This window comes from Rubripirellula obstinata, from assembly GCF_001642955.1.
In the GTDB taxonomy this organism is placed as follows: Bacteria; Planctomycetota; Planctomycetia; order Pirellulales; family Pirellulaceae; genus Rubripirellula; species Rubripirellula obstinata.
Genome location: NZ_LWSK01000056.1, coordinates 14,742 through 39,028 on the forward strand (window position 1 = coordinate 14,742; position 24,287 = coordinate 39,028).

The 24,287-nt window shown below is 54.0% G+C and carries 19 protein-coding genes; 5 read left to right on the forward strand and 14 right to left on the reverse strand.

Annotated elements, in window-relative coordinates; translation table 11 throughout:
• Nucleotides 1-3: 3 nt before the first annotated feature.
• The 10 genes from RC85_RS14635 to RC85_RS14685 form a co-directional block, all read right to left on the reverse strand.
• Entirely contained in the window at nucleotides 4-1,206 is a 1,203-nt protein-coding gene (locus tag RC85_RS14635) for a hypothetical protein (RefSeq protein ID WP_068264187.1), read from the reverse strand.
• A 674-nt stretch (nucleotides 1,207-1,880) separates the two neighbouring features.
• A complete protein-coding gene (locus RC85_RS14645) occupies nucleotides 1,881-2,369 on the reverse strand; it encodes a hypothetical protein (RefSeq protein ID WP_149752706.1) in 489 nt (162 codons plus the stop codon).
• 2 nt (nucleotides 2,370-2,371) lie between these two features.
• Nucleotides 2,372-2,641 (reverse strand): WXG100 family type VII secretion target, encoded by a 270-nt coding sequence (locus RC85_RS14650; RefSeq protein WP_068264165.1) that lies wholly within the window; start codon nucleotides 2,639-2,641, stop codon nucleotides 2,372-2,374.
• Between the two features lie 31 nt (nucleotides 2,642-2,672).
• Nucleotides 2,673-3,635 (reverse strand): tetratricopeptide repeat protein, encoded by a 963-nt coding sequence (locus RC85_RS14655; protein WP_084422691.1) that lies wholly within the window; start codon nucleotides 3,633-3,635, stop codon nucleotides 2,673-2,675.
• 130 nt (nucleotides 3,636-3,765) lie between these two features.
• Nucleotides 3,766-4,944: an iron-containing alcohol dehydrogenase gene (locus RC85_RS14660; RefSeq protein ID WP_068264191.1), complete on the reverse strand. Its 1,179-nt coding sequence runs from the start codon at nucleotides 4,942-4,944 to the stop codon at nucleotides 3,766-3,768.
• Between the two features lie 141 nt (nucleotides 4,945-5,085).
• The gene (locus RC85_RS14665; protein WP_068264167.1) at nucleotides 5,086-5,847 is read right to left on the reverse strand and encodes a hypothetical protein; all 762 of its coding nucleotides are present in this window, start codon (nucleotides 5,845-5,847) and stop codon (nucleotides 5,086-5,088) included.
• A gap of 161 nt (nucleotides 5,848-6,008) precedes the next feature.
• On the reverse strand, nucleotides 6,009-6,602 hold the full coding sequence (locus RC85_RS14670; RefSeq protein WP_084422692.1) for a peptide chain release factor family protein: 594 nt from the start codon (nucleotides 6,600-6,602) through the stop codon (nucleotides 6,009-6,011).
• Complete coding sequence (locus tag RC85_RS14675; protein ID WP_068264169.1) at nucleotides 6,599-8,668, reverse strand: hypothetical protein; 2,070 nt, start codon at nucleotides 8,666-8,668, stop codon at nucleotides 6,599-6,601. The genes RC85_RS14670 and RC85_RS14675 overlap by 4 nt, the downstream gene beginning before the upstream one ends.
• A 7-nt stretch (nucleotides 8,669-8,675) precedes the next feature.
• Nucleotides 8,676-9,698 carry an HlyD family secretion protein gene (locus RC85_RS14680; RefSeq protein WP_084422693.1) on the reverse strand — a complete coding sequence of 341 codons (1,023 nt, stop codon included), beginning with the start codon at nucleotides 9,696-9,698 and terminating at the stop codon, nucleotides 8,676-8,678.
• A gap of 23 nt (nucleotides 9,699-9,721) precedes the next feature.
• Nucleotides 9,722-11,824 (reverse strand): efflux RND transporter periplasmic adaptor subunit, encoded by a 2,103-nt coding sequence (locus RC85_RS14685; RefSeq protein ID WP_149752707.1) that lies wholly within the window; start codon nucleotides 11,822-11,824, stop codon nucleotides 9,722-9,724.
• A gap of 516 nt (nucleotides 11,825-12,340) precedes the next feature.
• On the opposite strand from RC85_RS14685, the gene RC85_RS14690 reads away from it, so the two are divergent.
• A complete protein-coding gene (locus tag RC85_RS14690; protein ID WP_149752708.1) occupies nucleotides 12,341-13,435 on the forward strand; it encodes a hypothetical protein in 1,095 nt (364 codons plus the stop codon).
• A gap of 6 nt (nucleotides 13,436-13,441) precedes the next feature.
• Here the strand turns inward: RC85_RS14690 and RC85_RS14695 are convergent, their stop codons facing one another.
• Entirely contained in the window at nucleotides 13,442-13,846 is a 405-nt protein-coding gene (locus RC85_RS14695; RefSeq protein ID WP_068264175.1) for a VanZ family protein, read from the reverse strand.
• Nucleotides 13,847-14,246: 400 nt separating this feature from the next.
• Between RC85_RS14695 and tadA the strand changes: the two genes are divergently transcribed.
• Together tadA and RC85_RS14705 are read left to right on the forward strand one after the other, a co-directional pair.
• Nucleotides 14,247-14,744 (forward strand): tRNA adenosine(34) deaminase TadA, encoded by a 498-nt coding sequence (gene tadA / locus RC85_RS14700; protein WP_338060582.1) that lies wholly within the window; start codon nucleotides 14,247-14,249, stop codon nucleotides 14,742-14,744.
• Nucleotides 14,745-15,057: 313 nt separating this feature from the next.
• Nucleotides 15,058-16,218 (forward strand): BBP7 family outer membrane beta-barrel protein, encoded by a 1,161-nt coding sequence (locus RC85_RS14705; RefSeq protein WP_068264199.1) that lies wholly within the window; start codon nucleotides 15,058-15,060, stop codon nucleotides 16,216-16,218.
• A 90-nt stretch (nucleotides 16,219-16,308) separates the two neighbouring features.
• Here the strand turns inward: RC85_RS14705 and RC85_RS14710 are convergent, their stop codons facing one another.
• From RC85_RS14710 to RC85_RS14720, 3 genes are all read right to left on the reverse strand, one after another.
• The gene (locus tag RC85_RS14710; protein ID WP_068264201.1) at nucleotides 16,309-16,491 is read right to left on the reverse strand and encodes a hypothetical protein; all 183 of its coding nucleotides are present in this window, start codon (nucleotides 16,489-16,491) and stop codon (nucleotides 16,309-16,311) included.
• Between the two features lie 457 nt (nucleotides 16,492-16,948).
• The gene (locus tag RC85_RS14715) at nucleotides 16,949-18,346 is read right to left on the reverse strand and encodes an IS1380 family transposase (RefSeq protein ID WP_068264177.1); all 1,398 of its coding nucleotides are present in this window, start codon (nucleotides 18,344-18,346) and stop codon (nucleotides 16,949-16,951) included.
• A 230-nt stretch (nucleotides 18,347-18,576) separates the two neighbouring features.
• Nucleotides 18,577-22,014 carry an aminotransferase class I/II-fold pyridoxal phosphate-dependent enzyme gene (locus tag RC85_RS14720; protein ID WP_068264203.1) on the reverse strand — a complete coding sequence of 1,146 codons (3,438 nt, stop codon included), beginning with the start codon at nucleotides 22,012-22,014 and terminating at the stop codon, nucleotides 18,577-18,579.
• A gap of 457 nt (nucleotides 22,015-22,471) precedes the next feature.
• Between RC85_RS14720 and RC85_RS14725 the strand changes: the two genes are divergently transcribed.
• Together RC85_RS14725 and RC85_RS14730 are read left to right on the forward strand one after the other, a co-directional pair.
• Nucleotides 22,472-23,242 carry a helix-turn-helix transcriptional regulator gene (locus RC85_RS14725; RefSeq protein ID WP_068264179.1) on the forward strand — a complete coding sequence of 257 codons (771 nt, stop codon included), beginning with the start codon at nucleotides 22,472-22,474 and terminating at the stop codon, nucleotides 23,240-23,242.
• Between the two features lie 41 nt (nucleotides 23,243-23,283).
• Nucleotides 23,284-23,868 carry a pyroglutamyl-peptidase I gene (locus RC85_RS14730; RefSeq protein WP_068264181.1) on the forward strand — a complete coding sequence of 195 codons (585 nt, stop codon included), beginning with the start codon at nucleotides 23,284-23,286 and terminating at the stop codon, nucleotides 23,866-23,868.
• Nucleotides 23,869-24,287: the final 419 nt, after the last annotated feature.

Sequence of the window (24,287 nt, forward strand, 5' to 3'; positions counted from 1 at the left end):
CTGCTACGCTTTCATCGCATGCATCACTGCGGTAAAGCCCAGGACATCGTTCTGTTTTTTGCAGTAGTCCGCGATCGGCTGGTAAGCATCTGTGTCTTGGCAATGCGAGGCGTAGTCCAGCAACAGTGGCACAATTTGTTGCGACGGCACGTCATCGGGAACCAGTCGTATGGCTTCGCTGATCGCGTCGCTATGCCGACCGATGCGGTGTAACAAGTCCACGTAGGTCTCAATCGCCGATGTGCCGTGTTGGTCCGAATCGACCGTTTCCGCTTTCCGCTTAAACTGGTTCAATCCAGCGTCGACGTGGGTTCCAAGCAGCACGTCGTAGTAGGCAGCATAAGCCGGATAAAAATCGACAAAGGGTTCGTCGCCCGGATACTGGAACTCGTGATGCAAGCGTCTGCCATACGCGACCAGTTCTCTCGCTTTCTGCCAAGCTTGTTCGTCATCCAAAACGGCCGCATTGCGAACAACCGCTGACAAGTGAGTGGTGTCTAAATGGTAAACGCCGTCTTGCAACAACCACTTACGGGCGGCGACCAAGTCGCCCAGTGTCTGATCATCCAATTTTGGCCATGAACCATCCTGATTCTGCAATTCCGGATGATCTTTATCACGCTGCGACACATCATCGCGGACCATGGATGTCAGTTCGCTGTAGAAATGATCCAGCAGTTCACCGGCGGCAGCTTGGCGGTCTTGCTTGCTGCGTCCAACGATCGCCTGATCAAACAACGTGATGCTGTTGCACGTCCCTTGGTGGTCCAAAACAGCTCGGTATCCACGCCGCACATCGACACCTTCGTGCAACAAAATGTGAATCATTTCATCGTAGTTGTCGTCCGTGATTTCTACTTTGGACAAAAGCTGATTCGCCAATTCGTTGTCCGCAAGCGGGCGCAAGTACATCCAGCCTTCGCCGATTTTACCGTCCTGAATCAGCATGATGCCCGCTTCGCGGCATGCATCCAGTAAACCGGCCTCGAATTGTTGTTCAACATCGTTCGCAATGGGATCGTCGTCATCCCCGGCAACCAGCGGCAGCGACAATCCATGCCGAACTCGCATCTTCATCGCCTCGAACATCTCGGTGGCATTTCGTGATTGTCGAAAATGTCCAATCGATCGCTGCAGCATTTGATCGACGCTGGCAGTCGAATCGTCTTGAAGCTGCTGGAAAATGTCTGCGGGAATGGAGGTCATTAGGTCTGAATTGGTGGATGCCAAAGGATTGGTCGTCGCAAAGCATCGTAAGGCATTTTCGCAATCCATACAGGTCCGGTCCCTGCCGAACGGCTTGCGGTTGCCCGATAGGAACCGGCCCTACGATTTCGGCTCTCTGAAAAATTGGGCAAAACGATGTGGGGGCAAAACGATGGTGCGCTGCAGGCGAAGTAAAAGGCGGTATCAATACCGAGCACCATCGTTTTGCCCCTTCATCGTTTTGCCAAAAAAAATCCGATACAGGTCCGGTCCCTGCCGAACGGTTTGCAGGCCGATGGGAATCGGTGCTACGGTTTCGGCTCTCTGAAAAATTGGGCAAAACGATGTGGGGGCAAAACGATGGTGCGCTGCATGCGAGGTAAAAGGCAGCATCAATACCGAGCACCATCGTTTTGCCCCTTCATCGTTTTGCCAAAAAAAATCCGATACAGGTCCGGTCCCTGCCGAACGGTTTGCGGTTGCCCGATGGGAACCGGTGCTACGGTTTCGGCTCTCTAAAAAAATGGGCAAAACGATGTGGGGGCAAAACGATGGTGCGCTGCAGGCGAAGTAAAAGGCGGTATCAATACCGAGCACCATCGTTTTGCCAAAAAAAATCTGATACAGGTCCGGTTCCTGCCGAACAGTTTGCGGTTGCCCGATGGGAATCGGTGCTACGGCCTTTCGCCTTCTCCCGCGTATAGTTTTAGCTGCGTGATCAATCCGCGCAGTTCTTTTGCTGCGGTTGGCAGCAGGACGTCGCAGTGTTGGGCCAGGTCGGCTACCGGGCCGAGGAGGTTGTCGCATTGTCTGCTGATTTCGAGGGAGCATTTTTTGGCGTCGCGTTTCTTTTCTTCGCACAGTCGTTTTCTGGCTTCCGCCACGCGGACACGTTTGACTGCTTCGCTTGCCGCAGGCCGGTCCTGGGGGCGGACCGAAGATCTCTTTACCGACAGATCATTCTTTGCCTCGGTAAGTTCTCGGTCCGCAATTCGTTCTTGCTGTCGCCAATAGGCCGGGCGGGCATGGGTGAAATGCTCTTCCGCTCGCTGCACCAGCATCCGAATCTCGTCAACGGTCTTTTGCCATTCTGACGACAATCGAATCATCCCAGCGTGAAATGATTCAAGCGACTCGATATTCCGGACGTTACTGGAAGGCACAATTAGCGTCCCAGGTAAGCGTCGATTTGTTCTGCTTTTCGCAGCAAGTACGGCACATGCTGCTCGGTGCTTTGAATCAGCTTGGCCATCTGCCTCATCTGCTCGCTGAACTCTTGACCAAACTTTCGTTGTTGCTCGTCACGCCAAGTTTGTTCTAGCTGGTTCATTTGAGAAGCGAGGCCGGTCGATTGCTGCTTTAAGTCTTCTGAAAAGCGTTTTAGGTGAGCAGCAAACTGACGCAGGCTTTCGGGATCGACAACGGCCTGGCTCATGGGTTTTCTTTCAAAGTCTCGTTCGGACGGTTTAGGAAACGTTGGCGGAGGCGGATTGTTTTGCGAATTCAGTTTCCGCTTGCCGCAGCAGTTCACGATAGCGGTTTAGTGTCAGTTGGATGCCAAGTCGTTCGGCTGTTTCGCAAAGAAGACGCAGTGACAAAATGCGAAGCCGAAGAGGTGCGGGTACGCTTCGGCGCATTGCGCAAGCACGTAATTCCACCATCGCATCGAGGTCTTTGTTCATCGCCAGCAGACACTTTCCGCGTAACAAATATGCAGACGGCGAAAACGCATCGATTTCCAAAAGTGGTTCCAGCTCTTCGATCGCACCTTCATACATTCCCGCGTCCAACATCGCTTCGCCCAACGCGACTCGTAGGTGAATCTTCGATGGATCGCGTTCCAACCTTGCTTGGCAAATTTCAATTCGGCGACATGCCCAATCATGCTGGCAGCGATGCAGTTCGCGATCGGCTTCGGCGGTTTCTAAACGATTGGCCAGCTCCGCGACTTCTCGCAACTGCTGCAAGGATCGGGCAAGTGTTGCTTCCTCGAATTCCCAACGCAGTTCGTGATTGTCGGGGAAGAGTTCAGTGGCCTGTTCGAGAACCCGCTTCGCCTCGATCGGCTTTTGTTCCAACCGATAAATCTGACCGAGTTCCAAGAACGAATTCGGGTCGGTTGGATTTGATCGAATGTGTTGTTCGAGGTGCTGGCGACGTTGAAGTACAACCTTCTCGTTTTCAGCGGTCTGATCTAATAGTCGAGCTTGGTCGATTTCAGTTTGAATTGGCTGGGTTTGGCTAGAGTCTGTGCCAAGCGAATGCAATTTAGAAAGAGCGGCATCACCCGCTGTCTGTTCAGTCCCGCCAGTCAATTTGGTTTCGGGCTCAAAATACTTTCGGGTCAAGTCGCATGCGTGGACGATTCGCCACTGGCCTGGCTTTGACGGCAGTTTTTCCTGGGGCATCTGCGATTGGATCGATGTCATGATGTGCTGGCCCGATTTCTGGCTTGTCTCCACATTTGATGAAGAACTTACCCCCATTGTGGACCACCCGGGCGTCTATCGCAAACGTTTTAGGTCGGTATGACACACCGTCGAGAAAGAAAAGTGACGGTCAATCTTTGGCAACGGATTCGTAGAGGCCGCGGCACCGATCGACGTCCAGCGGAACTGGATTGAAGGTTCCCGTCCACTGCGTCATCGCGTCTTGCGAAAGGGATTCAATGTCAGAACGCGGGATTTGCAGTTGGTCCAACGATTGGGCCAAGCCAGCCTGATCAAGCCAGGTTTCAATCATCGCGGCCAAGTGCTGAGGGGCATCAGAATGTGAGACTCTGGTCGTAGAAGAGTTTTGGTCCAAGTCATTCACCAAGTCGCTGTACCAGGCACCATGACCTTCCTGGTTCAGAATCGAACCGTTCAAACGCACCACCGCGGGAAGCATCAATCCGACGGCTTGCCCGTGCGTAATGTTGTAGCGAGCGGTAAGAGGGTTGGCAGTCGCGTGCGCAGCACCCAGCATCGAATTTTCGATCGCCATTCCGGCAAAGCAAGCACCGAGTTGCATCTCGCTTCGCGCATCAAGGTCATTGGGCTCGGAAAGCACCCTTGAAAAACTATTCGCCAACAGCCCAAAAGCTCGGCGACTGTACGTGGTCGAAATCGCATTTCGTCGAAGCGTGACTTGAGTTTCAATCGCATGCGACAGCGCATCGATACCGGTCAGAGCGGTCACTTGATGAGGTTGGGTCAGCGTCAGTTGCGGATCCAAAATTGCGATTCGACAGGCCGCACGCGGGTCACCGCACGGCATTTTCACATGCGTTTCTGCATCGCTGATTAAGGCAAAGGATTGTGCCTCGCTGCCTGTGCCTGATGTGGTCGGGATCGCGATCATCGGCAGCAGGTCGCAAGTCGCTTTACCAACGCCGTGATAATCGTGAATGCGTCCACCGCACGAATAAACGAAGTTGATTCCTTTACAGCAATCCATGCTGCTGCCACCACCAAGCCCCACCAATAAATCAGGTTTGACCTCGGCTGCCTTACGCACGCCGGCATCGACCATGGCCGAAGTTGGGTTTTCAGCGAAGTCGTGGAAAGACTCGACACGCAAACCAGCGTCTTGAAGTGATTTAATGGCGGCGGCATCGTGACCAGCCTCCATGATTCCACGATCGCTAACGACCAGAACGCAGGCCGACCTAAGCTCGGCGGCCAACTCGCCAACTCGTTCAATGCTGCCACCGCCGAAAACGAATCGGGTTCGCGATTGAAAATCAAAGGGCTGGATCGTCAAGACGGCAGTTCTCCGGCGCAGGATGATGGACTTCAGATGATTCGGATACTGTAAGCCGCATCCCACCATGAAACATCCTGATGATGTACAAAAGTGGCACCGTTTTGTTAAGCCGCGTGGGCATCGTAGGCAGACCTACTGAACGCGAGGCAGGTAGAAATCGACTTGGTCTTCTTGGAAGATTCGATACTTTACGCCGTGCTTCCAAAGTTGAAAGTAGGGTTCAAAAGGATCGTCCATGCCGGCGGCCTGTGAGTACATCGGCCACATCAGATGATCGCGTAACAGAGGGTCACAGGCGATAAAGTAGTAAGCCGGTCGCAATGCCTTCGCAATCCCGCTGACATCCAACCGCGTCACAAGCGATGGCACATCCTCTTGCATCATTCGCAAAAACGCGGTCTTTTCGTCATCGGATCGGGGGTGTTTTGGCGGCAAGCCTTCCAATACCCGTATTCGTGGATTGGATTCAAGCACCGTGGCCGTTTCGGCATCACCGACCGTGGTCGCAAGTTCGGCTAGGTTACCAAGCAGTTCGCGGGCAAGTCGTTCGACAAGTTCAGGATCGATCGGTGCAGGATTGCGAACAACGAAGTAGGCATCTTTCCCACCGCCCGGACGATAATGGTTCCCCGCAACGTCGAAAAGCTGCGTCAAACGATCGTCGAGCCCCTCGGCAACGACGTCGCTAGAATCATTGCGGTTGAATAGTTCAAGGCCGGCAAACAACCGGCTTTCCTTGATTCCGTCAGGCCGAAAAGACTGGAAAAAGCCGATCAAGGAATCGGCGTCGACCGATTCCTCGGGATGAGTTCCCGCACGGCCATGCAGTTGCAGAATGAGTTGTTCGGTGTCCATTTTTGTCTCAACACACGGTTCGTTTTGATCATCCGACATGTACTAACCTTAACCGAACGAAATCAAACGAATAAAAAAGTGGGGTGATCTTGACCCTGGGCACCGTAAGCAGGTTAGAGGCATGTCAACTGATTGCGATGACGCACCCGAACCGAGTTCATCTAAAGGGATTTCGACTGGGTTCACAGTCTAGCAAATGATCACTTCAACAACTTGCGTCCGTGATGAAGGCGAACCGAATTGATCCAGCCAAATGCATCTTGCTGACTTTTCACCAAGTGCAGGATCGAAGACGTCGAAACCGACCAATGCTTAGCAACCAAGCTCGGTTGTCCACCGGTCGCATGCAGATCATTTAGCAACAGCGCCAACACGGCAGGCTTGTCAGCATTGGCGTCGTTCAGTTTTAGTCGAGTTCCCTGATAAGAGTCGCGGAACTTTTGCTCAACAGGATCCGTTGCCGTTGCCGACGTCATCGTCGATTGGGTTCGGACCTGGATCGCCAACCGGTAACGCAGTCTTGTCGCGGCGACGATTCGGTTGTCGGCTTGGCTGCGGCGCTCGGTTGCCTCGACCGAGACACCCGTGGGTTCGTGCAGCAAGAAAACGCCGCTGCTGGTTTTGTTGCGATGCTGCCCACCGGGACCACTGCGTCGCTGGAAACGATTTTGTGTTTGACTCAGTATTGCTTCGATTGACTCGACCGCCGGGTGAGGCGACGGCACGACGACGACCGGCATCAGCGCATCGATGCTGGGCATGATCGCGCGATGGCTGTGATCCGATTCGGTCAAGTCAGCAACTCGGTAAGAAAAACAATGACGTCTTCGCCAATCGATCGAGACGGAAGTCTGATCACCGCCTTGCAAGGTCCACCAATTCTAGACAGAAAGTTTGAATCACGTGAGTCATCGTTGGTCGGTTCGCACAGCACTTCAATCATGGCAGCATCATTGCTGGACGTCGAATCGGTTTGGTGGGTCAAGGCTGGCGAAATCGATAAGACGCGATAGCTGCAAACGTGAGTTGACGATTGTAATTCGTGTCCACGGACGATCATGCCCACCGACACGCTCTCGCGGTGCTTTGCATTGACCCGCAACACGATGCAAACTTGTTGGTCGGCAGCGATCCGGCACCAGGGATCACCTTTGTCGCTACGCATTCCTAAACGATCTGACAGATTGGGCACGTTTCCCCATCCAGCATTGCCATTGGATTCATTCCTCGACCACGTCGGCAGGACGATGCCCGAAACTGGGGCGGAGGACGATAGATGGGATCGATGTCGGTTGAGCGAAACCAAGTTTGCTTGCAGAGCCGATTCGACTGCTTCGAGTGAATCAAGTTGCTTGGACGAATGAGAATCATCCAGTGTTTGTCGTCTTGCGGTTCGAGTTCGATAGGACGCCACTTTTAATTGTCCAGAGATCGCTACGGACTGAATGGCAAGTTGGTGGTCGCGAACACGTGCTAATTCTTGGCCGACCACGACGGTCTGTCCAATGTCAAAATGAACCGATTCGATGACTCCATTCGCACCCAAAAACACCTCTGTTGCATTGGCTGCGTCAACGAATCCATGGGCGGTTGTGTGGCGCGGTATCGGAATTAGCAAAACGATCCCAAGCAGCAACATCGACACGCCGGCAGCCATCATTTTCCTGGCGAATGACCGCTGACGGTTGTTTGCCGATCGCTTGATCGCCTTGACGGTCATGGCAAACGCCAAACCAAGAATCCCGACTGCGGCGATCAGCTTGATGCCCACCGAATCCGCGAAGACTAAAACGGCCGCGGCGATGGTGATCAAAATCAGATAGCGGTAAACCGAAGACGCCAGGTAATAGATCACCAATCCGACGGTTCGGCGGTTCAGCATCGATGAAACGGCCCCCGGCTTTCGGCTAACGATTCGTTGAATCGCATTTGCAAACGCATTGCGTGATTCCGATCGCAGGTTGACGCTGCCAACCAAATCCGAAAGAACGTAATAGCCATCGTATCGCATCAGCGGGTTTGCATTGAACAGAAGCGTACTGACGCTGCAGACGATCATCACATTCATGGCATGCAGCCGCGCGGGACCGTCATCAGCCAATGCCCAAACGAATGTTGCCAGTGTCGCCAGGATTCCTTCGACATACATCCCGGCCAACATGACTGCAGCGCGGTCGGTTGCGCGGGGGTGACGCCAAAGCTGGGTGACGTCGCAGAACGGACAAGGGACTCCGCAGAAAAAGATCAATCCAAGATTGCCGCATCGGACGCCCGTGCGGCGGCAAGCGATCGCATGCCCGAGTTCGTGCAGCAACTTGGTGCCCACAAAAATGCTTCCCAAAACCCACGCACCCGAAGATGAAAAGTATCTGGGCATCTCTCCGATCGTTCCCGCGATTTCACGATACTGTGATAACGCAAACATCGCGGCCGCAATCATCATGGTGACCCAGAACCTGACTGCTGGTGCAGCAAAGATCCAATCAGAACTTGCCGACAAATGTCGGGCAATGAAATCGACATTAAACAGTGGGATGCGGATCGCCAAGAGCGACGCTATCCCTAGCCGCTGTTTCTGGCTGTTGCTGTTGCTGTTGCTTTGACTTTGACTGGGGCTACGTCGTGTCCAACCAGCAGCCGTGGCTTGTTGCCAAGCTTGACGATTCGCTTTTCCGCTGACAAGCAAATCCCAAAGATGATTTGGGATTCGTGCAAAGCGTCCACCAATGTCGTCGATCACAATCCTCGCCGATCGGTCGCCGTGATCGATGCTGACACCGCCAAGGTCGGCGCGCAAACGTGTGTTTGCTTCGCTTTCGCTAGATGGATTGCCGGGCAATGATGAGTGTTCGGTTCGCATCAGACTATTAAAATCTCTTGGCGTTGCTTTTCCGAGCGATTGAGTTTTCGGGAACGTAGACCTTCATTTGGACGCTGGTTCCTGGGACCAGCAACCAGTTTTCTTGCGAGGGATGAGTTTTCCGCGATCCAGATCTTTCGTTTTTGATTTCAGCGTGAAGCCGATACCGACCGCCGGGCAAGGCTTGCGGATCCACCGACAGCACGGTGCCGCTTAGCGAGCGTCTTGTTCCATCAACGTCGTCGACCCAATGAACGCTGATCGGTAAGCCTTTGCAATGACGCGGCGAAACGAGATCGCTGCGGACCAGTGCATGAAGATGCAATCGGTTCATCTGTCCAATCTTGGCGATCGATTTCCCTTTTTCAATCCACTCACCTTTCTGTTTGGTGACCTCCAAAACGACGCCATCGATGGGGCTTTGTGCGTGCAGGTTTTTCAGTTGGTCATCGATCACTGACACATCGGCTTGTCGCAATTGCAATTCCAAACGCGCGCGGCTGCTACGCTTTTTCGCTTGGGCCACTTCCAATTCGCCACGCTGAACAGCCAGCCTCATTCGTCGCATTTGCGTCAACGGGATCGCACCGCGAACGTCGTTTTGAATCGAGCGGCTGTTGTCCAGTTCTGCCTCGGCCTCCGCCAGGGCAACTTCGGCGTAGCGGATTTCGACATCGTCTTCGGCCTCTTCTTTTGCGGACGTGACCCGCAATTCGGCGGCCCGACGTCGAATAAGAAGGCTCTGGTCATCCAGTCGCGCAATCGGACTACCGTTGGTGACTTGGTCGTTCCGCTGGATCGCGATGTTTGCGATTCGCCCGGTTTCCAACGCGGGAACTTCAATCTCAGACCCGAACCGAACCACGCATTCTTCGACTTCGATTTCGCCACCGTGGTTGCCTGCGGTTGCGTTTTCGCTCGAACTTCGAAGTTCGTTTTCTGCAGCACTGGACACCGTAGCAATGGAGATTGGGCAACTGATTGCGATCAGTATCAGTGTCATTTGAATCGTTGTTTTCGCGATGTTCATGCGATTCTTTGTTGGATTGAATTTCAAAATGACGTGCTTTCATCGTCGTCGGAAAAACGCCAATGCAACGCGAGGTGGTTGCGGATGTCGCGGTAGAGATCACCCAACAACAGATCGCCCAGTGGAACGGATCCGCAGTCGAAGTAGACACGTGCTGGTGCGCCAATCCTTGACGCTTGCGCAGAAACGGTCGTCGGCGAAGGTGCAATGTCGTTTACAGCCAGCGTGAGTGTGACGGCGGTAGTGACGGCGTCACCGCTTGTGGCTTGATTGATTTGGCGTGTTGGACCAAACTGCCAATCACTGGCAACGCTAGATACACCAGGCGCATCATCGATCGTGATTTGGGCGGACAACTTGTTTGCCTGATCAGCCTGGCGGACGCGTTGAATTCGAGCTTGGGAAACTTCAGCGTCAACCAACCATGCGGAGTCATGCGAAACGACCTGCAGCAGTGAATCGCCGCGACTGACGGGGCGGCCACCGAGCCGTTTTGTGATCTGCCATGCATCAATCACTCCATCCCGGTCGCTTCGAATCGTCAAAGAGTCTTTGGTTTGGCGTAGCAGCATCAATTGCTGATTCACCGATGCGATTTCTTCGTCGACGACACTGCGTTGACCTTGGATCTTTTCAAAACTGTCGAAGTCACTGGCCGATGAATCCACCATGTCTTCGGTTAGACGCATCTTTTGTTCGGCCAGCACCGCGCGGCGACCCACAAGCGTCGTGATTTGCTGATCCAAATTTGAATCAGACAACGTCATCAGGACATCACCGGCGCGAACGTGCTGTCCGTGTTCGACTTGGATGGTTTCGACGACTGCGTCGCTGATCGCGCAGATCGCTTGAGTATCTCGGGCACGCAGGGTCGCATTTGCTTCGATCGTTTTGGGAACCGGAACGATCATCACCAACGCGATTGCCGCTGCGATGATGGCAAACGATGTGACACGCTTCGCCGTATGCAGCGCCAGGTGGCGATCTGTTGACGGATGCCGAATCAAACGCACCAGCGACGGTTGCCGGTTGTGATCGATCTGTTGAATCATTCGCAGGGTCTGGCCGACGGTGCGAAGGAGTTCTCTTTTTTCAAATTCTTGAAGTGCGTCTTGTTTTGGATTGTTTTGCTTTGCAGCAAGGCGAAAGCCCGTTACTCGAAAGCCATGGTCGCGTTGTTTTGATTCAGAACCGATTCCGGAGGCAGCGAAAACTGGTGCGAGCGATGCCGCGTTTTCTTCATCGGTCGAGATCCATGCCGCTCCGGTGTTATCGAGTGTCACCGCAGCGACCGTTCGGATTTGCTGGGCGGATTCCGAGTAATGGTCGATCGTTTCAACGTGACTGACTGCGATGACTTGCGACTTGGGCTTTCCGCTGATGCGGCTGATTGCGACACGATCTAGTTGAAAGATTTCGGCTAATTCATCAACGACTAAGGTTGCAACTTTTTCGCTGCGATCAAGTTCGTGGATGTTCGCGATGAGTTGGTCACACTTTTCGGCAAGTGATTGTTGCCTGAGAAGCGTTCGCAATTGTTCGGCACGAAAGAACTCACCCGCCAGATCGGCTACTTGGCAAACGAATCGAAGGTAGCCACGCTGCGCCACGATTCCGCCGCCGGGCTCTAGGAAGACTTCGATCACGCGCCGTGAGAATGATGGGTTGCCAGATGGGTTGCCAGATGTATTGACTGATATATTGCCTGGGGCATCGATCGGAACCAGAGCCGCGGGCACTGATGTTGGATTTGCCGGAACATCGGGTTCGGTCACATCGGGAGTCGATGGAACCACTGCGGGTTCCCCATCACCAGCGATGGTCGCCAGCAGGGATTGGTGAGCCGACCAGGCCGGCGAAGGGATTGAATCAGCAGCTCGGTTTGTTTGGTCGTCGATGTCGCGATCGGTCACGCTTCCCAATCTGGCAATCGGCCGGAACGCGTCGGAGGAAGATTCACTCGACTGCTTTGGCAACGATTCCCAGATCACGATTCCTTCGGCCGACATCGCTCGGAGGGTTCGGTCGCAAAGAATTGACACGAACTTTGCGGTTGGAATCTCGTCTCGTGCCGCGGCCGCCAGCTCTCGCAACATTTGAGCGATCTCTCGCTTGGTTTGTTGCAACAGCGGGTCGCCTGATGAGTTACCTGCTGAGTTACCTGTGGGCGTACGTCCAGCGGGTCCGCGGTTGGTATCGGTCGCGGAGTCGAAAATGAACGGCTGGCTTGTTGATGAGCCTGGCAAGAAATCCGCGTGAATTTAAGAGTGCATAAAAGCGATGGAAGATCTTCTGAGGGACTCGATTCAATATCACGTTGGCGGTCTTGGCGGCAAGTCAAACTGAGGGTGCAGGCATCCAATTCGGCAGGTTTTTGTAGGCCGTAGCGAGTGAAGCGAGTTACGGCATCTTTCGCAGCACTGCCGTAACTCGCTTCACTCGCTAGGGCCTACTTTTGGACTTTTGGCCGATTTGCGGGCCTGCAACCGCAAACTGAAATTTGTGGTTTCTAACCTTGACACCCTTGCCCAGCAATTTCTACGGTCGGGCTGAAACGAGTACGTTTTCTGATTGGAAGGCAGGCAGGGATGCTAAGCGACAATATAAAAGACACAAAAAATCAAGCTACGAAGAATGCCCGCGTGAGACATGTCGACGCGGGACATGTCGACGCGGGATGCAGGGCCACACATCTGTCGATGTTGACTGCGGTCACGATCACGACACTGCTTTGGTGTGGATGCCGAAGTGTGCCGGGGCTGAACCGATTCGTACGCTCAAGCGAGCCCTCGGCGGATGTCTTAGCAGGCACTGGACCGAGCGCGACTTATCCTGCGCCGCCAAGCGTTTCGGCGACGCCACAAGCCATTGCATCCATTGCTGGCGGCACGAAAGCACCGTCCGCAGGTTCTGTTCCATCAATCGGCGGACCATCGAACAGTGTTCCATCGATGGGGCCGAATCCTTCGCCTAAAACAGCTCAAGTCGCTGGAGTTGACGTCTCGCCCGGCTACGCCACGCCGGCAACCAACTACGCGGCCGCGAACGCCAACGGTGTTTACAGCAAGCCGCGGAGCAACGTTAGCGGTGCGGCAAAGCCTTCGCCCTACACGTTTGGAAGCAAAACATTTACGCCTAAAACGGCTCCCGAGACTTCTCCCGTGTTGCCGGTCACCAATCATGGCAGCACTGGCGATAGCGTCTACGCCAAGTCAAGCTTTGGCTTGCCAGCAACGACAGCGGGGATGGGGAATCCAGCTCCAGCAGGAACTGGGCCGGTCGCTGGCGGCAACTACACGGCTCCGCCAAGCGTGACCTCACCGACTTCCCCTGGTTCCACTTCGATCGCCAGCGGCAAGAAGTCCGGCAGCGGGTTCACTCTGCCGACCAATGTTCCGGTGACCAACGCTCCGGCAACCAATATGGCGGCAACCAATATGGCGGCAACCAATGTTGGGCCGACCAATTTACCGGCAACCGCGACTGCTTCCATCACGCCGCCCGCCGCAGCGCCAAGCAAGTCGGCCGGTTCGGCGACGCCCTTCGGAATGCCAAGTTCAGATAATGCGGCCGCGCCGGCAGCGGTTTATTCGACCGCCAATTCCTCAGGCAGTTTGACGACCAGTCCGACGCCGACCAAGCAAGGCAGTTACATGCCCGGCAGTACCGGTAAGAGCAGCATCTATCCAGCGAACAGTCAAGAAACGCCTGCAACTTCCGGAACATTTTTCCGGTAGTGCTTTCTAGCCGGCCAGCGTTTCGATTCTTCGCGTTTCGCTGACCAGTTTTAGGGCGTAATAGGTTCCAATCGCCGCTGCCACGCCGAATGCGTCCGCGATAAAGTCCTGGTAATCCGGGACTCGACCGGGAACCAAGCTTTGCGTGATCTCGTCCACCGCGGCGTAGATCAAGCAAACGATCGCGATTATCCCAAATCGCTTGACGTAGTTTCGCGAATTGGTCACATAGCAAAGCAGAATCGCCAACCCAAAGAAGGCGAGGAAATGCTTGCTCTTGTCATGCATCTTCGGTGAAAAATCCATCACACTGGGCAAGTGCGTGCCCGTGAAGATCGCAATCCAATAGACCGCTAAACAGAGAATCGCCAGACGGATCCCAAAAACATTGAATCGTGTGACAGGTCGCATTTAAAAAGGCTTGCGTTTAAGTTGGGTTCAGGTGTGGCTTTCGGAACTGTCCCGAAATGACTTCATGAGATTCGATTCCCCAAATCCCAACCCGAACGCGTAAGCGAGGGATTTACACGTCAAACGAGATCCCTCGCTTACGCGTTCGGGTTGGGAAATCGGGAACTTAATTCAGGACAGTTTCTTTCTTGCCGATCTCGCCGTACTTTACCTAGATTGAAATCGAATTGAAGGGGATCCCAGCGTGAATGGTTTTGCCAATACGCGGTCGTTTTTTCCTTTTTTTGCCTCGATTCAGGCTTCCTGAGACTGGAAGCTGACCGTCCTTCTAAGCATCCCGAAACGACCTTGATTGCTAGCAAGCTTGACTGGGAACGACATCCAAGGAAAAGGCCATCCGTTGAACGAACTAGATATCCAGCGACCACTTGCACTCGATTTTGATCAGCACTGGATGCAGCGAGCGCTCGAAATGGCGATGCAGGCTGAGGTGGCCGAGGAGGTTCCGGTGGGAGCAATCATCGTGCGAGATGGAATGGCGATCGCCGCCGCTCGCAACGAACGCGAAGCCCTGAAAGACCCGACGGCACATGCGGAAATGATCGCGATCACTCAGGCGGCGGCGGCAATGGAGGATTGGCGTTTGGAACAATGCACGCTGTACGTCACTTTGGAGCCTTGCATCATGTGTGCGGGCGCGATTTTGCAATCGCGAATTCCCAGGGTCGTTTTTGGTGCTCACGATCCCAAAGGAGGAGCGGTCGGCAGTTTGTACCAGGTTTTGGAAGATTCCCGGCTGAACCACCGATGTGATGTTGCGTCAGGTGTGATGGGCGACGCCTGCGGCCAAATCCTGACGCGGTTTTTCGCTGAACGTCGGCGATTGGGTAAGAAATAAAGGTAGGCCGTCGCGAGTGGAGCGAGTTACGGCGTTACGCGCCCGAGGAACGACGCATAACTTTAACGGTTAGTGAATGATTGACGTTCTTGCGGCTTCTCCGTTTTTTGCGGTTTCTTTCGGTAAAGAAGCTAAGCCTTCTGGCTAGACCTAGCCGATACTATCAACACAACCGGACTCGGACTGTCCCGCTACGCCTATGAATTGGCGTGCAGGTGTCCCGGTCGTGGTAGCAGGGCTGTCAGGCCCGAAACAGGTCTCTGAGCATCGTTCGCTCGGATGAATCATCAACTGCAAGACGGTGGAACAAGCGATGTCGGTACGGAAACTGACGGCAGGTGTGCTCACAATCCTAGCAATGCTGGGCTCGATCGCCGGTGTAAGCGCACAAGAACATTTTAATAATCTGCCACCGGCGGATCCTTTCGCATTCGACCCCGACTTTCGTTGGTTCGAGCCGGTCTACAACATGGACTTGGCGGACATGAAAGCCAAGCACAGGGCACCGACCGGTTGGTTCGGCACCTACGATCGGCTTAGCTTGTACGGTTCGCGTCCCGAAACAAACGACTCGCAATCCGCAGAAACCAAGTTAGATAACGGCTGGGGACATCGCTACGAAGTCGGTTATATGACGCCGGAGAAAAGCGGTTGGACGTTCAATTGGACTGAAATGGGTGTGTCGGAGGGAAACTATATCCGGCACGAAGCGGCGAACCGCGTCAACGAAAACGCAATCGTTTCAAATGTCCAACAGGATTCATTTCCATTCGAGACCAATGTTCCCGGCACGAATTACCGCTTCTTTGACGTCGGCGACAGCACGAACATTTTTAACTACGACAGCTACGAACTAAACCGAACTTGGCGAATGGAACCGTATCATTACGGCGGTATCCTTGAACCGATGATTGGCGTTCGATGGATGCGGATCGATGACATCAGCCTTTCGACACGCCTGAATACCGATGGAGACTTGACCGGTGCCGGTGTGATCGGCGACCTGCCCGGTTTCGACCAGTTGTTGTCTGATCAATCGATCACTGAAAACGAAATGTTCGGTGGTCAAATTGGGTTTCGATACTTCAAGTACCGTGATCGCTTCACCTACTCAGCCGACTTTCGAGTGTTTTCCGGCGGTAATTGGCAGTGCTCAACATCCTTTTCAGATGAATTGTTGATCGATTACGGCGGTACACCGGTTGGCGAAGGAGACGATGTTGTCGGCGTGCAACGTGACCGCACCGCAACCACCTACGAACGCAACGAAGACATCTTTGTTGGTTTCGATGTGCGAGGCGAGCTCGGTTATCAGTTGACGAAAATGGTTTCCATCCGAGCGGGTTTCCAAATCATCGATATCGGTACCGGGCTTTGGCGTGGTGGCTCTCAACAAGGGCGGATCACCGGTGGCGATATGGATCAAGACTTGTTCATGGTCGGCGGAACCTTCGGTCTTTCATTGAATCACTAAACGACTGGTCCAAAACCACCAACGAAAAAACGCATGGTCGGACAAATGTCCAACCATGCGTTTTTTCGTGATCGCATAAATGCGTTTTGCTTAGCTCTTGATCTCGAGCGAACGAAGTTCTTCCAGTTCGACATTCAAGCGATGACGAAGAGGACTTTCGGGACGAAGCTCCACTTCGAGTAGTTCTTCGGCTTTCTCGAACACCTCTTCGGTGCGTTCGGACGTGTTCATCAATTCACGGAACATCGTTTCAACAGTGGACTCGGTAAGCAAATCAAACTCCTTCAAATATGGGCGCTATGGACGGGCTAACCTAAGTTTAGAATAGCTATCTGGAACCGCAAGGGCTAAAGCGCTTACCACTTAGAAACTGTCACGAAACAACTTCGCAATTTCCCAACCCGAATGCGTAAGGAACTGTCCCGAAATAACTTCCTGGTTTTCCCGTAGCTGATCCCGCCAGGGTTCAGTTCACTACTAGCTGTACCCGACTGAACCCTGGCGGGCCCAGCTACGAAAGACTTCGCCAAATACGGAACTTGTTTCAGGACAGTTCCTAACCCGGATATTGCATCCGTAGATTTTATAGCGGCCGGATTTTGGCTTGCGGTAGCTTTGGGTTGAAGCCGGGCGATTTGGATAGAATTTTGCGATGCGGTTGCACAACGCCCCTTACCCCGCTGGCCGATTTCGCCATCAAGTTGATGCGTTCGCGACGCGATCGGGCGCGCTAGTCACTGCCGCAAAGACGACCGAGCACCGCGTGGTACACCGGGCGATAAGCGTAGGTCTCCGAGAGATGAAACATCACCCGGCGGACACTGCTGACCACGCGAGCAGAGATCTTCAGCAACCGCAAGCGAATCGTATCGACTCGCCAACGCGATGCCCCGGTTCCACTCAAGCCGATCCGCCGAAGACCGTCGACCAGAACGTAAGCAAACGATGAAAGAAGAAGCCGAAACTGATTAGCCACAAACTTGCTGCAACTGGTGCGGTCGGAAAACAAAAACAACTGTTGCTCCTTGATCCGATTCTCCATCTCACCGCGAATGCAGTAACGTTCGGCGTAGAACTTCTCCGGGTCCAAGCATGGCGAACACGCCTGGGTAGCCGTCGCCGCCGGACCGCAAAACAGTTCCGGAAGATTCGTCACGACGAACCGCTGATTACGTCCTTTGTTGCCGTGCTCGCTTTTGCCGACGATCCAGCGCGTCGTCTTCCATCGCTTCGCCCGATACTTGATCCAGCGAAAATGACGGGCCGTTTTCCCGGTGCGTTTGTACTCGCAATGAGAGGCGATGCTTTCATACACCATGTCCTGTTTGATGCGGGAATTCACGCCAAAACCCAGCACATAGCCGACGTCGTTTCGTTCACACCAACGCATCAGATTCGGCTTGGAAAAATCGGTGTCTCCGCGAACGATGATCTTCACATCAGGAAAACGCTGCCGGATCGCACCCACGAGAAGTTTGATAATCGGTCGAACATGTTTCGCTCCGCCATCTCCGCTGCTTCGCAAGTACGAGACAAGAAGCTGGTCGCCGCAAAAGACGTATAGGGGCAGGAAGCAATAGCGATCGTAGTAACCGTTGAAGAATCGTTTCTCTTGTTCGCCATGAACCGGGTCGTCAGTGGAATCAATATCAAGAACGATTTCGTCGGGAGCCTCGTCGTAACTGTCCAGGAAAGTTTGGACGAGAATCTCATGCAGCTCGAAGCAGGTTCTTTTGTCGATGCGATTTTCCAATCTTGAGATTGTCGATGGACTCGCCAGCGGGATGTAGTCGTCATCGCCGGGGGACTGATCAAGACTTCTTTGTGCAGCGACGTGAAAAGCGGGATCGTCTCTGAGTTGTTGATGATCGTTGGCATCTTCGTAGCCAGCGGCGATGCCAAAGACTCGGCTGGTGAGGATTTCTGCCTGAGTGTGCGTGGTGTAGATCGGATCACGAGGATCGGGGATCACCTGAGCGACCCGATTGATGAGATTGAGCTTCCGATCGACCTCTCGCAGTAGCAGCAGTCCGGCATCGGTGGTGATGGTTCCACCGGTGAAATCGGCGTCGACGGCCTTGCGTCGCAGTCGTTTCAGAGTGGGCTCTTTTGGTTTACGCTGTGTCATTCGCGTCGGGCCTTTGTTTGGGGGTCTTGAGTTGTGTTAAACCCAATGTATTCCCAGGCAAAGGTTCGCGCGAGCCGGCTAAGATTGAATCCGCGGATGCAATATCCGGGCTAAGCGCGGGATCTTGTTTGACGCGGAAATCCCTCGCTTACGCGTTCGGGTTACGATTTTGCTGGCATCCAATCGATTGAAGTTCTTTCGCGGCAATGCTTCAATCAATCAAGGGCAAATCAGCTTTCGGCAACCGCGACTTCGACTGGGTCAAAACGAAGTTCCGCCAAATGCGCTGCCGTGCGACGAACCGTCAATCGAATTTGTTCTTCGGTGTGATCGCAGGTGATGAAGAATCGCAATCGAGCAGCGCTTTCATCAACGGCCGGATACAAAATTGGCTGCACGTTGATTCCGTCCGCCTTCAAACGATTGGACAACCGCAAGGCAACCATCGAATTGCCGGTGATCACGGGAACGACCGGCGTCTGGCCGCTGTCGCCGGTATCCAAGCCTTCTTCTTTGCACAGTGAGAGAAACAGACTGCTGCGATCTCGCAATCGTTCGACTCGATCGGGTTCTCGTTCCAACGTTTCGATCGCAGCCAAAGCAGCCGCCACCTGGGCGGGTGGCATCCCCACGCTGAAAACAAAACCAGGTGCGGTGTAGCGAAGTAGTTCAATCAGTGCGTCACTTCCGGCGATGTACCCACCGCACGAGGCACCCGACTTGCTAAGCGTGCCCATCCAGATATCGACGTCGCGAGCGTCAAAGCCAAAATGCTCGGCCATGCCGCGACCGTTTTCGCCCATCGTGCCAAAGCTGTGAGCTTCATCAACCATCAACATCGCGTGGTGACGTTTTTTGACTTCGATGAACTTAGGCACGTCAGAGAAATCCCCGTCCATGCTGTAAACACCTTCGATCGCAACCAACACTCGGCGATACTTTGACCGAACTTCGCTGAGTAACCGATCGAGTGCTTCGTAATCGTTGTGCGCGAACGGACGCCGACGAGCGCCGGACAGCAATGCACCTTGCACGATTGAGTTGTGCGCCAAAGCATCGTGAACGATCAAATCGCCTTCGCCAACCAAGTGTCCGATCGTCGTTTCGTTGGTTGCGTGACCGCCCACCATCAGGATCGAGTTGTCGACTCCAATCCACTTGGCGATCTTACGTTCCAATTGCCCGTGAATCGGTTTTTCACCGGACACCAAGCGGCTGGCCGAAACACTGGTGCCATACTTGTTGACGGCATCGGCGGCCGCTTTGGAAACATCCGGATGTCCGCTCAGGCCAAGGTAGTTGTAGCTGGCGAAGCTGATGTATTCTTTCCCGTCGACCATGGTTCGATCATTGACGATCGCATCGTGAACGGTGAAGTAAGGATTGGGAACTCCGGTCATCATCATCTGCTGCATCGTCGTCTTTAAACGGCGATACTCTGCGAACTGTTCCACGCTGTCTTCGGGTTCAACATCTGGTGCGACGGCACCGTTACGTGATGCAACGCCATTGGCTTCGGCGGACGAACTGTCGCCATCCAAGTCACCGAGAGTTCCGTCTAGGAATGCTTCGGCGCGAGCTTCGCTGCCCGGGGCAAGGTAACGTTCAACCGCCATTGCGGTTTGTGCAATGGTTTCAATTTCGTCCAGCACCTGTTCAGGAAACCGGCCGCCAAAGGTTCGTTCAAGTTTGCGAGCGATCTCCAGTCTTTCCAGGCTATCAAGCCCCAGGTCCAAAACGATGTTCGTGTCGTAATCCAAGACCGCAGCACGCTCGCCTGCGACCAACCGAACTTGTCGCATGATGACCTTGGCAATCGACTCATTCACATCATCGTGGTTGACCGACGAACCTTGCCCACCGGCTGCCGCAGCTTGCATCATCGTTTGGCCGCCGGCACCAAAACTGGCAGACTGGTTTTCTTCCCAGCGAACCCATTTGGCAACCAACTTTAAATCACCGTCGCGGACCGCGTGCAGGCACGCGTGTCGCTGGATTTTTCCGCTGCTGGTCTTGGGAATGCTGCTGTTACGCACCAGATAAACAGCATCGGGTGGAAGATCATGTTGAGCAGTGACGGCACGGCGGATCGCTTGAATCTCTGCGTCCCAATCCAGGTCTCGTCGTCGAACGGCTTCGGCGACGATCACCAATTGTTCTCGCCCATCGTGTTCCATCGCGACCGCGCCCACGCTGCCCGCTTGAACCACTTCGCTTGCGGCTTCGACGGTTTCTTCGATGTCTTGCGGGTAGCGATTGACGCCACGCACAATGATCATGTCTTTCAGTCGGCCTGAAACGAAAAGCTGGCCGCCAAAGAGAAACCCAAGATCGCCAGTCCGCAAGAACGGGCCTTTGCCGCACGAAGTCTTGGCACGGAACGTACGCTCGGTTGCGTCTTTTCGCTGGTAATAACCTTTGCCGACCGATGGGCTGTCGATCCAGATTTCGCCCACTTGGTCGTCATCCAAAATGGCGTGAGTTTCTGGATCGACGATGATTACTTCTTCGCCAGGCAGCACTTCACCGCAGGCCACCATCGCCTTTGCTGATTCATGCCCAACATCAACCGGCCGCACTTTCTTTTTGGCAAGCTGGGATGTGTCAAAGCTCTCGATGATCGGTCTTGGTTCGACGGGACCACCGGTGACGATCAGCGTTGTTTCCGCCATCCCGTAACAGGGCAGCATGGATCCCGAACGGAAGCCACACGGCGCGAATCGATTTGCGAAGGTTTCCAGCGTGCCGGCACGAATCGGTTCAGCACCATTGAACGCGATGTCCCAGGATGACAAATCCAAGTTGGCGAGTTCTTCGTCCAGGATTTTGTCGGCGCAAAGTTGATAAGCAAAGTTGGGCCCGCCGCTGACCGTCACACCGTACTTGCTAATCCCTTGCAGCCAACGCAGTGGTCGTTGCAGGAATGTCATCGGGCTCATCAACACATTGATGCGGCCTAGGTACATTGGCATCAACACGCCACCGACCAAACCCATGTCGTGATAGGTCGGCAACCAGCTCATGCCGACCGTATCGGGGCAGGGGCGAAAGCCATGCATGATCAATTCGCTGTTGGCAATCAAATTCTGGTGCGTCAGCATCACGCCTTTTGGCGATCCGGTGGATCCAGAAGTGTACTGCAACATCGCCAGCGAATCTCCGCTGCGTCGAGGCGCTCTGAGGCCATCGGCATCACGGTGAGCCGGATCGTCGGTGCCTAGCAATTGCAGGCCGATCAAATCGTCGTGGCTTTGGTCGCCACGCAATTGTTCCACGACACCGCCGGTGGACAACGCCCAAGTCGCGCTCGCGTCGACAACGATGCTTCGAATTCGCGACGCCTTGCGATTGCGACGTGGCGGGAACACGGGAACAGCGATCGCACCGATGGCATGGCAAGCAAAAAAGCCAACCACAAAATCCAGACCTGGCGGATACAGCAACAAGACTCGGTCGCCGCTTCGAATGCGACAACGGTTTTGCAGATAGCCCGCTAAGCCGCGAACCTCGGCCAACAATTCCGAATAGGTGAGTTTCTGCTCAACCGACTCGACGTCAGTAAAAACGTACGCAGTCTCGCCGGATCGATGTTCGGCCCAGTGCTCGAGAACTGAGATGAAGTGGTCGCGAGGTGGCGCTTGATTGGAAAAGTGGTGTTGCAGATCCACAGGGCTGGCTACCGCCAATGATGAATGAAAATAAAGGAATGAGAGGGGTTTGGCTAACGTAATAGGGTAACTCGGCCCCAGCGTCTAATCGACCCCAACGATGATTCTGTCGATTGTGCGTTCCGATTACGGAGGTACTTTTCCATGCTTGCCAAGTCGTGCGAACAAGCCCACGTTTTCTGTTTCGACCATTTGGAATGGGCGACCTCAGTACTGGAACCGCGTCCGGTTCGACACACCCAACTTGAATAACCCCGTATTTCCCTATGAATTCCCCAAGATCCGTTACGCTAGCTCTGCCAACTGAGGGGTTTCCGGTCAAGCAATGTTGAAATTTGGTTCGAGAAAAGATTATAACTTGCTGCATAGATTATCGAATAAAACTTGATAAATCGGTGTTCGGTGGTCTGGCGATCCATGCGGCAGTGGGGATGCTGATTTGCGGAGAGGTCGATGTGTGACCCTGATTTTGGACATTGACTGCTCGCAGTTTTCTTTTTCCGATTTTGCCGTTTGTTCTGCTTTATCAATCGCAATTTGTTTCGGAAATACTTTGGCGGACTTCATCAGCAATAGTCGAGAGTTGCATCGTGATGTACTTCAGCACATCGCTGATCACTCGTCGGCCAAAGAATTGGTCGAACCCTTTTGCCACGCGGTCTACGTCAAGGCAGCGGACGGGCGAATTCTGTTGACGAATCGGCTGTACGAGGAACTGTTCGCAGGCGATCGGTCCTCGGTGGGGCGGCTTTGCGAAGCCTTTCTGGACCAATCGATCCTGACGGCGTCGCGGGCGTCAGATGATTTGATTTTGGCTGGTTGTAGCGAGCTTTTCTTTTCGCATGCGGGGCGGGATGCCCAGGGTCGAGCCGTGAAGCTGGAAACGTTTAAGGGATCGTTACTGGGGGCTGGGCATCCGAATTGGGCAATTCTGGGCATCACCAGTCTGCTTGAAATCACCGAGGAAGAGTCGCAGTTGAGGCTCCAGCCGCTCTCCCAAAGTTGGCGTCTTCTCTCTGAGATGAAAAATCGCGAGCAACAAACCGCGGTTCTGATCGCCAAGGGGACTCGGGTCAAGGAGATCGCAGCGATCCTGGGCGTGTCGGAAAAAACCGTTGACAACACGCGAGCAAATGTGCTGGAGAAGTTGTCGCTGGACCAACCGGCAGACCTGATCAAGCTAATGGTTCGAATTCAAGACAACGGCTTCGCGGACTTCGGACTATGATCGTTCTTTTCCATTAGCCTTCCACCTCTTCCGGACCTGTCGTGACCCGCGTTCTGATTACCGCCTTCGAGCCTTACGACCGATGGAAAGAAAACGCCAGTTGGTTGGCGTTGATGGATCTGACTCGTTGGTACGAAGGCCCCGTCGAATTAACGACTCGCCGCTATCCGGTTGATCTTTCGCAGATGAGCCAGCAACTGCGAAAGGACATTCAGCTCGATTACGACATCGCGATCCACGTCGGCCAGTCGCCCGGATCGACGCTGATTAAATTGGAATCAGTAGGTTTGAATGTTCGATCCGATGGATCGCCGTTGATTGAAGATGCGGCCGAAGCTTATCGCTGCCCATTGAAACTGGCCAAGGCGGCTGAGTCTTTGGTCGCGGCGGGGATCCCATGCGAATTATCGCATCACGCCGGAACCTATCTTTGCAACGCGGCTTTGTACCTCAGCCAGCACTATGCAAAGTCGTTTGGAATGAAGACCGAATCAGCGTTTGTGCATCTTCCGCTGACTCCCGCACAAGCCGCCGCCGATCTGGGAACTCGCTTGCCCAGCATGAGCACCGCGATGGCATCCGCGGCGATCGCGTTGTTGATCGATCAGGTTGATCACGTGAATTAGCGATGTAGGTGTCGCCCAACGCCGTGAAGAGTTTTAAACGTTTAACCGCGTGGGCATCGCCCCGCGCGTCGTACGGCTCCGAACACGCGGGGCGATGCCCAACGCGGCTAAACGAACTAATGAACGAGCGGGGAATAAGTGTCGGCTTTCGCAGGGGACGTCGTATTAATTACTGCCGGATTGGTGTCGTCACTCATCCCGAGGGAAGTCGAACAAATCAATGCAAATTGTCGTTGATCGATCCGCGATCACAACGCTGGTGAATAGTCCCGGCGAGGCTGTGATTTTTTGTAAACGACGGAAAACATGGTGTCTGAGATTTCTGTTTTGTTGCCAAAGATCACGATCGAAAGCAATCTCAAGAGCGAGAGCCGTAGTTTTGAATCGAATATTTTTCGTTCGCTCGCACATCATTTTAA